Origin of the sequence: Methanobrevibacter sp. UBA417 (assembly GCF_002508845.1) — an archaeon.
GTDB lineage: Archaea > Methanobacteriota > Methanobacteria > Methanobacteriales > Methanobacteriaceae > Methanobrevibacter_A > Methanobrevibacter_A acididurans.
The window spans coordinates 46,142-46,670 of sequence record NZ_DAZC01000031.1 but is presented as its reverse complement, the minus strand read 5'-3'; the positions used below and the strand labels follow the sequence as shown (position 1 = coordinate 46,670).

1 pseudogene is annotated in these 529 nt (G+C 24.6%); it reads right to left on the bottom strand.

The annotated features are described in order from the left end of the window. Positions 1-383: pseudogene (locus BP769_RS07030) on the bottom strand (hypothetical protein); the annotation flags it as partial. Positions 384-529 lie beyond the last annotated feature (146 nt).

Below are 529 nucleotides of genomic sequence, written 5' to 3'. Positions count from 1 at the left end.
AAAAATCCAGATTTCTCATTATCTTTACTTTGAGATGATAAGTCTGAACAATCATCATCATTTTCGCTTATAATGTCTTCATTGTCTGATTCATTTTTGTTTTTAGAATCTCGTTTAAAAGAAGAAAAAAATCCAGATTTCTCATTATCTTCTAAGTCAGAATCTTCAACATCCTGAGAATCAGAACCATCAGACACACCATCAACATCAGATAAAGATTCAAAACCATCATCAACACTAGAACTCACTTCATCAGACACATCTGTTATTATGTCTTCAGTTTCTTTAGATTCAATATTATCTTCTTCTTCAGCTTCATTTTCAAGTTTTTTAGTTAATTTCCCACTTGTTTCTGAAAATTTCTTTCTTAATGATTCAAACAAGTTATTACCTTCCTTTTTATAATATAATTATCTTAAAAATCATTTATTAATTAAATTTTATGTTTTTTAAATTTAATAAACTTAATTAAAAAAAAGTTAAAAAAATGCCTAAAATTTATTTAGGTAAAAATAGTAAAAATAGTAAA